The 889-nt window shown below is 44.4% G+C and carries 2 protein-coding genes; both read right to left on the reverse strand.

The window, feature by feature from the left end:
• Nucleotides 1-315, reverse strand: a 315-nt coding sequence (locus R7Z50_RS25770) for a lipopolysaccharide kinase InaA family protein (protein ID WP_318149512.1), incomplete at its 3' end; no start/stop codon positions are given.
• A 10-nt stretch (nucleotides 316-325) separates the two neighbouring features.
• Nucleotides 326-733: a diacylglycerol kinase gene (locus R7Z50_RS25775; protein WP_318149513.1), complete on the reverse strand. Its 408-nt coding sequence runs from the start codon at nucleotides 731-733 to the stop codon at nucleotides 326-328.
• Nucleotides 734-889 lie beyond the last annotated feature (156 nt).

Raw genomic sequence — 889 nt, forward strand, 5'->3', positions numbered from 1 at the left:
TGGCACATGAACACCTGCATTAATCAGTGTAAGTAATAGTTGGAACTCTTGCGCACAACGCGTTTGCTCCCAACCTGAAAACCAATAATTGTCTTTAACTAACTTACCAAACAAGCCACCACGTCGATAATGACGCAGAGCGGCTTGCATCGTATCAAGCTGAACAAACCAAGTCGTGCCACGCCCTGACGCACTGCCAGTTACTTTGTTGGTGGATTGCCAATACTCGGCATCAAAAATAGGCTGACTAGGATCTTCAATAAGCGCCTCATCAAACCAAATGACTTGGTTGCTATCTCGATACTGCTGAATCATGTTGTAACCTCTAGCCTAGGTAGCGACTGGCCAATATGTATAGCCAAGTAAAAGCTGCGAAAGCCAACGCAACCATAACGGCTGCCGATCCTATATCTTTAGCGCGGCCACTTAATTCATGGCGTTCAACACCAATGCGATCCACCACTGCTTCTATCGCGGAGTTAATCAGTTCGACAATCAGAACTAATACCACGACACCAATCAATAAGATGCGCTCTATCATCCCGACATCAACCACGCACGCCAAAATCACAGCAATGCTTAGCAAAGCGAGCTCTTGTCGAACAGCAGCTTCATGTTTAAAAGCGGCTTTTAATCCCTGTATAGAATAACCTGTCGCTTTGATAATGCGCTTTACCCCAGTATTGCCTGGCTTTCCAGATTCTTGCGATTGATGCGGTGTTATCTTTGACATTGCAGAACACTTATCGGTACTTCGTTATATTGGAGCCGTGTATTTTACATTTATTGTGGATGTCTGCATAATTTACCTGCCTCTATTCATCTAGTCAGACAATAATTATGTTCACTTCTGCCCCGTCGTCATTATGCATCTTGCGTTTATCCGCTA

This window comes from Vibrio sp. 1249-1 (genome assembly GCF_033340495.1).

Bases quoted from the DNA above. Each gene is read 5' to 3' on its own strand.
- R7Z50_RS25775 (WP_318149513.1), bottom strand. From the start codon at position 733: ATGTCAAAGATAACACCGCATCAATCGCAAGAATCTGGAAAGCCAGGC.